The 8,924-nt window shown below is 35.7% G+C and carries 9 protein-coding genes; all 9 read left to right on the top strand.

The window, feature by feature from the left end:
- Nucleotides 1-271 precede the first annotated feature (271 nt).
- The 9 genes from AB1349_11515 (at nucleotide 272) to AB1349_11475 (ending at nucleotide 8,667) form a co-directional block, all read left to right on the top strand.
- Entirely contained in the window at nucleotides 272-490 is a 219-nt protein-coding gene (locus tag AB1349_11515; GenBank protein MEW6557957.1) for a hypothetical protein, read from the top strand.
- 81 nt (nucleotides 491-571) lie between these two features.
- A complete protein-coding gene (locus tag AB1349_11510; GenBank protein ID MEW6557956.1) occupies nucleotides 572-910 on the top strand; it encodes a nucleotidyltransferase domain-containing protein in 339 nt (112 codons plus the stop codon).
- Nucleotides 907-1,326, top strand: coding sequence for a HEPN domain-containing protein (locus tag AB1349_11505; protein ID MEW6557955.1), 420 nt, complete (start codon nucleotides 907-909; stop codon nucleotides 1,324-1,326). The genes AB1349_11510 and AB1349_11505 overlap by 4 nt, the downstream gene beginning before the upstream one ends.
- Nucleotides 1,298-1,972, top strand: a complete 675-nt coding sequence (gene cmk, locus AB1349_11500; GenBank protein MEW6557954.1) for a (d)CMP kinase — start codon at nucleotides 1,298-1,300, stop codon at nucleotides 1,970-1,972. The genes AB1349_11505 and cmk overlap by 29 nt, the downstream gene beginning before the upstream one ends.
- On the top strand, nucleotides 1,969-2,553 hold the full coding sequence (locus AB1349_11495) for a lysophospholipid acyltransferase family protein (GenBank protein MEW6557953.1): 585 nt from the start codon (nucleotides 1,969-1,971) through the stop codon (nucleotides 2,551-2,553). The genes cmk and AB1349_11495 overlap by 4 nt, the downstream gene beginning before the upstream one ends.
- Entirely contained in the window at nucleotides 2,550-3,398 is an 849-nt protein-coding gene (locus AB1349_11490; protein MEW6557952.1) for a 4-hydroxy-3-methylbut-2-enyl diphosphate reductase, read from the top strand. Before AB1349_11495 ends, AB1349_11490 begins: the two co-directional genes overlap by 4 nt.
- Before the next feature lie 19 nt (nucleotides 3,399-3,417).
- Nucleotides 3,418-4,779 carry a S1 RNA-binding domain-containing protein gene (locus AB1349_11485; protein ID MEW6557951.1) on the top strand — a complete coding sequence of 454 codons (1,362 nt, stop codon included), beginning with the start codon at nucleotides 3,418-3,420 and terminating at the stop codon, nucleotides 4,777-4,779.
- Nucleotides 4,776-5,636 carry a tetratricopeptide repeat protein gene (locus AB1349_11480; GenBank protein ID MEW6557950.1) on the top strand — a complete coding sequence of 287 codons (861 nt, stop codon included), beginning with the start codon at nucleotides 4,776-4,778 and terminating at the stop codon, nucleotides 5,634-5,636. Before AB1349_11485 ends, AB1349_11480 begins: the two co-directional genes overlap by 4 nt.
- Before the next feature lie 100 nt (nucleotides 5,637-5,736).
- Nucleotides 5,737-8,667: a hypothetical protein gene (locus AB1349_11475; GenBank protein MEW6557949.1), complete on the top strand. Its 2,931-nt coding sequence runs from the start codon at nucleotides 5,737-5,739 to the stop codon at nucleotides 8,665-8,667.
- The last annotated feature ends 257 nt before the right edge of the window (nucleotides 8,668-8,924 follow it).

Raw genomic sequence — 8,924 nt, 5'->3', positions numbered from 1 at the left:
TGTGCTTTATGAGGAAGTGTTATTGAAGAGCCGTGTGTGGGCAATCTGCAAGCACGGTTCTGCGAGGGGCACGACAGCCCGATAGGGCTGTCACCACAAGGAGGTTATAAAGATGTCTACTCAACAATGAAAAAATACAAGAATCTTTAGGTTATTAGATAATCCAAAAGGAATATATGATATTAGAATTACTTTCAAGAATAATAAAATTGTTAAAATCTTTTGGTTTACCAATACAGATTGGGCGAATATTATTCAAGAAGGGTGCAAAATGTATGGTTTGCCAACAAATCCTCATGATTATTACCAAGAGTCTATTGTTGATGAGAATAACGAAGAAAGAAAATATAGCTATAGTGAAGATATTTCATGGAGTGACGATAAAACATTATTTACTACTACCCTTTGTATAGGAATGGATGAAGATACTCAACAAGGCATGGTTATCATAGTTGTAAAGTCAATAGAAATTAGGGATTTATTGAAATGATGAAAATATTTTTCCATCAAAAATTATTTGGAAATATTTTTTTGTTGTTTAAGAAAAGCAAAAAAATAGGTGTAATAAAAAATGGATAACTTAACAGAAAAGGAAAAAGTGGCGATAAAGGAGCTTGTGGATGGGTTAAAGAAACTTTACGGGGATAATCTATCCCGTTTAATTCTTTACGGGTCAAAAGCCAGAGGCGATGCTGAACCGGACTCTGATATAGATATTTTAGTAGTTCTAAAAAAAATGGGTTTAAGATTTGATGAGATTGAACGGATAGGTGAAATTCGTGCACCAATTTGCCTCAAATATAATTTGGTAATTTCAGTTATGCCAATAGAAAAAAAATGGGTAGATGCGGACTATAAAACTATATTTGTTCATAATGTATTAAAGGAGGGAGTGCTTTTGTCTATATGACCAAACAAGATGAAATTAAAAAACTAATAGAAAAAGCTGAACGGAATATAAGGTCAGCAAACGATGAGTTAAATAAAGGAAATTATGACATATCCGTTTCAAGAAGTTATTATGCGATGTTTTATTGTGCAGAAGCACTATTACTCACAAAGGATTTAAGGTTCTCAAAACATTCAGGTGTTCATTCAGCATTTGGTGAATATTTTGCTAAAACAAAAGAAATAGAACCTAACTTGCATAGAATATTGTTAGATGCGTTTGAAAAAAGAAGTAACGGAGATTATGAATATGTAATAGAAATAACAAAAGAAGAGGCAAAAAAAGTTGTAAATGATGCAGAATATTTTATTACGGAGATAAAAAAGAAATTGAAAAAGTATTTAAGAAATGAGGAAAAAACCGATTGTTGCGATTGATGGTCCTGCGGGTGCGGGGAAATCAACGATAGCAAAAATCGTTGCCAGAGAACTCAGGTATCTTTATATTGACACAGGTGCGATGTATCGTGCGATTACTTGGAAGGCACTCAATCACAAAATTGATTTAAGAAACAAAGAAAAAATTATTCAACTTGCTAAAAAAACGGATATTAATCTTGTTCAGACTGACGACAAATTAAAAATTTTTGTAGACAACAAAGATGTTTCTGAAAAAATTCGTTCTGAAAATGTAACAAAAAACACAAATACCGTTGCAGCGATTCAAGGTGTCAGAGCAATTTTAAGACGGAAACAGCGGCAAATTGGCAAAAACGGTGGTGTGGTGATGGAAGGTCGGGATATAACAACTGCTGTTTTTCCGGATGCTGAAAAAAAATTCTATCTTGATGCCAAGCCTAAAGAGCGTGCCTTAAGAAGATGGAAAGAATTAAAAATGAAAGGGCAGAAAGTTTCGCTGACAAAAATTGCTGAAGCAATAAGGCGAAGGGATTATCGTGATAGGAACCGAGGTATCAATCCATTAAGAAAAGCGAAAGATGCGATAGTAATTGATTCTACCAATATGTTACCGTATCAGGTTGCTGAAAAGATTTTAACAGAAGTTCAGAAAAGTAAAGAATGATTTACTGGTTAGGCTGGTTAGCATTTAAGTTAATTTTTACTACACTTTATCGTCGGCAAACAAGTGGTCTTAATAATTTGCCTCAAGCGGGCCCATATATTTTAGCAGCAAATCATTTAAGTTATGCAGACCCGCCACTTGTAGGGACTTGCATAAGAAAGCAGATATATTTTATCGCCAAGAAACAACTTTTTAAGATTCCGATTTTGGGCTGGCTGATAAAGCATACAAATGCTTTCCCGGTTGATAGAGATGCGGTTGATATTAGTGCGCTAAAGAGTGCGCTAAAAATTTTACAAAACGGAAATATACTTTTAATTTTTCCCGAAGGAACGCGGTATAAACCGGGTAAAACCAGAAAATTAAAAAACGGTGCGGCTATGTTGGCGATAGCGACTAATTTACCTGTTATACCTGTTGCAGTAATAAACTCCGACAATCTTTTTAAGTTTAGAAGATTAAAAGTAAAATTTGGAACACCGCTGAAATTCGACTCTAAAGAAAATTATGATACAATTACAGAAAGAATAATGTCCGAGATAGAAAGTATGAAAGACGATACAGACAGATGTAGTATATGAAAATTATAGTTGCTAAACGAGCTGGTTTTTGTTTTGGTGTTCGTCGGGCGATTAACTTAGCGTTGAATCTATCAAAAAAAAGAAACAATGTCTATACAATAGGTCCGATAATTCACAATCCACAGGTAGTCAGAAAACTTGAAGAACAAGGTATAAAAATGTGTGATAATTTAGCAGAGATAAAAAACGGTTCTGTAATCATTCGGGCGCATGGTATTCCCAAACAGCTCCTGAAAAAGATTCAGCAAAAACGTTACCATCTAAAAATTTTTGATGCAACCTGTCCATTTGTTACAAAATCAAAAAAATATGCTCAAACACTTGCAAAAAAAAATTATCGTGTGATAATCATCGGGAATCCTGACCATCCGGAAATAAAATATATTATATCATATCTTCCCGAAAACAGTATTGTGTTAAATTCAGTTTCAGATATTAAAAAACTGGTATTTTGTAAAAAAATTGGAATCATCTCACAAACCACGCAATCGCCGAAAAATTTTATCAAAATTGCTTCACAGCTTTTAGGATTTTCTAACGAGTTCAAAATTTTCAATACAATCTGTCCCGACGCTATAAACAGGCAAAACGAAACAGTAAAACTGGCTAAGAGCTGTGATATTATATTAGTGATTGGTGGTAAAAACTCTGCAAATACGAGACGGCTTTTTACAATTTCAAAGAAAATACGAAAAGAAACATATTATGTAGAGAACGCAGACGAAATAAAAAACAAATGGTTAAAAAATGTAGACTCTGCAGGGATTGTAGCAGGTGCTTCTACACCAGATTGGATAATAGAAGAAGTCGTAAATAGACTGAGGAGATTAGAGATTAGAAATTAGAGATTGGAGGATTACACAGATGGAAGATATGGTGATGGATAAGATGCCTGAGTTTCAGCAGTTGAAACCAGGTCAGATTATTAAGTCAAAAGTGATAGCAGTATTCAATGACAATGTGGTTGTGGATTTAGGCTTAAAAACAGATGGGTTTTTGAGTGTGAATGATTTTCAAACAATTCCGTTGGTTGGTTCTGAGATTGATATTTATATATCTCATTTCAATCCCAGGAACGGCTTACCAGTAATTTCTTACACAAAAGCAAAAGAGATTCTAATATGGAAAAAAGTAGAAGAAACTTTTAAATCAGGCGAAATTATTGAATGTAAAATATCCAAAAAAATCAAAGGTGGCTATGAGGTTGACATAGATGGTATCTGTGCATTTATGCCGTCTTCACATCTATCAAAAAAACATATTAAAAAAGAACCGAACCAGCCAATCAGTATAAAAATTACCGAGTTTGACCGAGAAAGCAAAAATATCGTTGTATCTAATAAAATTGCTGAAAAAGAAATAGCAGAGTTTAAGAAGCAGCAGGTATTTGCTGGGCTCAAAGAAGGCAATATTGTTAAAGGCAGAATAGCAACAATTACCGATTTCGGTATTTTTGTTGACCTCGGTGGTATTGACGGACTGCTTCATATAAACGATGTTTCGTATAAACGGATAGACAATCTTTCTGAAAAATACAAGGTTGGTGATGAGTTAGAAGTTAAGGTGCTTAAATTTGAGCCCAAAGAAAACAAAATCGCACTCGGCTTAAAACAACTCCAAAAGAATCCGTGGGATGATGTTGAAAAAAATTACAAACCAGGAATGAAAATCAAAGGCAAAATTACCTCGCTTACACCGTTTGGCGCATTTGTGATTTTAGAAGATGGTGTAGAAGGGTTGATTCATGTCTCTGATATTTCATGGACAGAACGAATCGCACATCCTAAAGATGTTTTTGATGAAGGGCAAGAGATAGAGGCAATCGTTTTAGATGCAAGTGTTGAAAAGCAAAAGGTATCTTTAAGTTACAAGGCGTTATTTGAGAACCCATACAATAAATATGCCATTGGCAGTTCCACAGGTGGTCGTGTGATAAAACTGATGGATTTTGGCTGTCTTGTTGAACTTGAGCCGAAAATTCACGGGTTTGTTCATGTCTCAGAAATTGCTAAAACCAGAATTGATAAGCCATCAGATGTTTTAACTATCGGCGAGGAAGTTACCGGCAAGATTGTAAAAGTAGATAAAGCAAGAAAACGGATAGAATTATCAATAAAACAGTATGAGAAGGAACAGGAAGAAAAAGAACTAAAAGGTTTCCTGAACTCACAGGAGACGAAAATAAAACTTGCCGATTTGATAGAAAGTAATGATGAACAGAAATGATGAAACGAAGAACCCACCCTACCTTTTTTGTAGGCTGCTGTCTGTTAGTTCTCGGTATTTGCATTTTTTATATTTTTTATCATAAAAAAGAAAAAAATTATCTGATAAAAAACCCGTCTCAATACCTGCCCGCTGAAAAACTCAACAAGATAATTCTTAAAACCAAATCTAAAATAGAAGAAAATCCGGAAGATATTTTTTCGTATATTGAAAACGGGATTGCTAACTATCAGAAAGGGCGTGAATTCTATCCTGTAGCAATCAATCAATTAAGGACTTCGCTAAAATTAGGTGCGATGGATATTCGGATACCATTTTATTTAGGGATAATGTATGACGAACTGGGCTTAACAGATAAGGCATTCAGTTATTATGAAAAATTTTTAAGAAACCAGCCCAAAGATATTTATATTCGGCTTCGTTATGGTAATCTTTTTTTTCGGCAGAACCGTTATGAATTAGCATCTGAACATTATGAAATCGCCTGCAATTTTTCGCCAAAAAATCAAACTGCATTGCTCAACCTTGCACTATCTTACAAAGCAAGAGGTATGTATAATGAGGCACTGGAAATATTCAAGCGGGCAGAGGGTTTAAGGTCGCAGTTTTCTACTGAGATTTTGATAAAAGTTGCTGAAACATATTTTGCCAAAACCGATTTTGCTAATGCTGAAACATATTACAAAAAGGCAGTTGAGCAAAAAGCCGACTCGGTATCTGCACTTATAGGGCTTGCAGAACTGTATCTGAAAACAGATAAAAAGAATGAAGCCAGGTATTATTTCCAAAAAGCGCTCGCTGTAGAACCTGATAATGCGAAAGCCAAAAAATATCTATCAACAAAAAAGGCAGGTTAAAGGTTAAAAATTGAAAGTAGTCGTGGATTTTTAATCCACGATTATACGGCTACAAGAGTTTTTCAAGTTGAAGACAATTATTAGGACGCAAATTACGCAGATGAAGGACGCAGATTACGCAGATTTTTTATATCACAGATTACTGCAGATGAAAACGCAGATGACCACAGATTTATCAGCGGTAATCAGTGATGTTATCAGCAGTAATCAGTGTATCAAACGCAGATTACGCAGATTTTCTTTATCTGTGTTCATCTGTATCTTCTATCTGTGTTTATCTGTGTTTGCCGAGAATAAAGTCATTACTTCCGTCAAAAAATGGCAATATATTGAAACACCACATTTCAGAGTATATCATTATCCTGAAGAAAAAGACCTACTACCGACTGTCTCGGATATATTAGAAGTAACATTCAATACTACAACCCGATTTTATGAATATGCGCCGTCTAAAAAAATGCCGTTTTTTATCTACCGAACCCATAACGAGTTTGAGCAGACCAATATCGTTGATATTGGCGAAGGCACTGGTGGTGTTACCGAAGCGTTCAAGAATAGGTTTCTGGTCTATAACGATGGCTCTGTAAGGTGGCTGAGGAATGTAATCCCGCACGAGTTCACACATGTGATTCAATTTGCGATACTTTATGAAGAATCACCGCTACTTAAAGCGATGCGGCTTGCTCGTGGAATCTTTATCCCGCTATGGATGATGGAAGGTATGGCTGAATATAATACAAAATTAAATGGTGATACGGATGCTACAATACGTGAGATGGTTATCAGAGATATGGTATCAACTAAAAATGTGCTTTCATTAAAAAATCTTAATACTTTCAACCATCTCAAACCACATCAGATAACGCCTGCTTACAAACTTTCTGAATCAGCATACCATTTTTTAGTTAATGAATACGGACCCGATAAGCCACAGAAATTGTTAAAATCACTCCGTGATAAATTAGATACTACGGAAGCGTTTTACGATACACTCAATATCTCACCGGGGCTGTTTATCAAAAAATGGGAAGAATGGCTTTATGAAGAGTATGAAGATAAAATAACTGACTATAAAGAAGCAGTGGACTACGGCACAAAATTAACCGCAGATAATAACGATAATATCCCTGATGCTAATACCAATCCCGCATTGGCTACCTGCTCAACTGCTGATAAAAAAATCGCGTTTATTAGCGACGAAGATGGGATTAACAAACTGGTATTGATGAATCTCTCAACCCGACAGAAAGAAATTTTGGCTGCTGGTAATACCAACGATATTGATGTGATTCATAACGATAGAGTTTCTTTTTCGCCTGATGGCAGTATGATTACATTTTCAGGCGAAAAAACACAGCAGGACTACATATATATCTGTGAAATTGGAACCAAAAAATTGTCAAAATTACCAGTTAATATAACCACTGTGGAATCACCTTGTTTCTCGGCTGATGGTAAGAAACTCGTATTCGTCGGGATGGAAACCTGTTACAACGATATTTATGAATTTAATTTTGCGGATAAATCAGTCAAAAAACTAACCGACGATAAAGAAAGCCAGGCATTACCTGTATACAATCCTGATGGCCAATTTATTGCATTCTCGCAGGAAAACGCAGACGCATCTTCCCCCTCCACCCCACAATCCGATATTTTTGTATTAGATATGAACACAGGCAAAAAAACGCAACTTACAAATTTTGCGGGTGATGAATCAGAGCCATCAGTTTCACCTGACGGCAAAAAAATAATTTTTACCGCAGATGAAAAACGCGGTTCGCCTGTAAATATCTATACTGTATCTGTTGATGGTAGTAATCTACAAAAATGCACAAACCTGTTAACCGGTGCGTTCACTCCCAGTTTTTCAGCCGATGGACAAAATGTTGTCTTTTCATACTACCGGAATTTCAGAAAAGATATTTATATCGCTGATATTTCAGCATTTGATAATAAGATATCAGAAATTAAATTAAACGAGTTTTTAGTTGAAACATCAACTGGGAAGGAGGGAGAAGAATATCTATCCTCACCAGTGTTTCCCTATCGGTTCAAACCATCAGTTGATATATTAGTTCCGTTCTTGATGTATCATTCTGAATACGGACTTTTTCTCGCTACATACTGGCAGGCATCTGAACTTTTAGGCAACCATGAAATATACAACCAACTGCTTTATGCTTCACAGACAGGCGAGTTGCAGTATGCGGTGGGCTATTCCTATAAAAAATGGCGACCTCAATTTGTATTCTCGTCTGTCGGACAAAATGAAGAATATCTAACAACCGACGAGGAAACAATCAAAGAAAAAGAACATGCTCAAACAGTTACAGTAATTTATCCGCTGAATAGGTTCAATCGGATAGAAACAGCCATCTCAACAAAAAAATATACAGAAGAAAACAATAGCCAAAACCAAATAATCGCCACCACAAGAACTAATCGCTATTCTGTTGCATTTGATAGAAACACTATCACTGGTAAATATCTCTATGCAAGATATGGCTCCAATTTTAGAGTGCTCTACAGAGAAGCATTCAAAAATTATGATGGCGATATAAAATACAACGAATATGCAGCAAGATATGAAAAGTATTTTCCGGCATTCACTGAAAGTGCGTTGGTATTTGCCAATCTTTTTTTAGTAAGTGAAGGCGAAAACAAACGATATTTTAGGCTACCTTTACGCGGGTTTTCACATTCTGATGCATACCACTACAATTATATTTTAGCAACGACAGTTGAATACCGATTCCCGATACTTACACTTGAGCAGGTCTGGCCGCTGTCAGATTTTTTTCTGAAATCTATCAACTGGTTTTTTTATACGGATAACGGCCTTGGAATCAATTCTACAGCCGAGTTAGAAAATACCGCGGTTAGTGATATTAAGAACAGCGTCGGTAGTGGTGTCCGATTTTATACATTCCTTGCCGGCTATCTGCTGCCTGTAACTATTGATTATGCCAAAAGAACAAACGATTCAGGTGATAGATGGGCTTTTTCACTCGGTGTCTCATTTGATTATTAGTCATCACCTATCTCAAAATTAAAGCGATATAAAAAAGTCCTTGACAAACTGCATATTTTTTGTTATACTTTTGCCAGAGGTTGAAAGAAATGGTTAACAGTGCAGTCATTGCGAGGAATGAAATGACGAAGCAATCTCAGAGCACTAGTCGCTCCGATAAAATCGGAGCGCTAGTTACTGACTGGTTTAAGATTTGTTATTTGTTATTTGGAATTTGTCATTTTCGGGGGGGGGGGTAGTAACAACAATTAAAAAAT

It is taken from the genome of Elusimicrobiota bacterium, assembly GCA_040757695.1.
GTDB lineage: Bacteria > Elusimicrobiota > UBA8919 > UBA8919 > UBA8919 > JBFLWK01.
The sequence above is the reverse complement of the archived record's forward strand: the minus strand, read 5'-3'. Positions and strand labels throughout refer to the sequence as shown.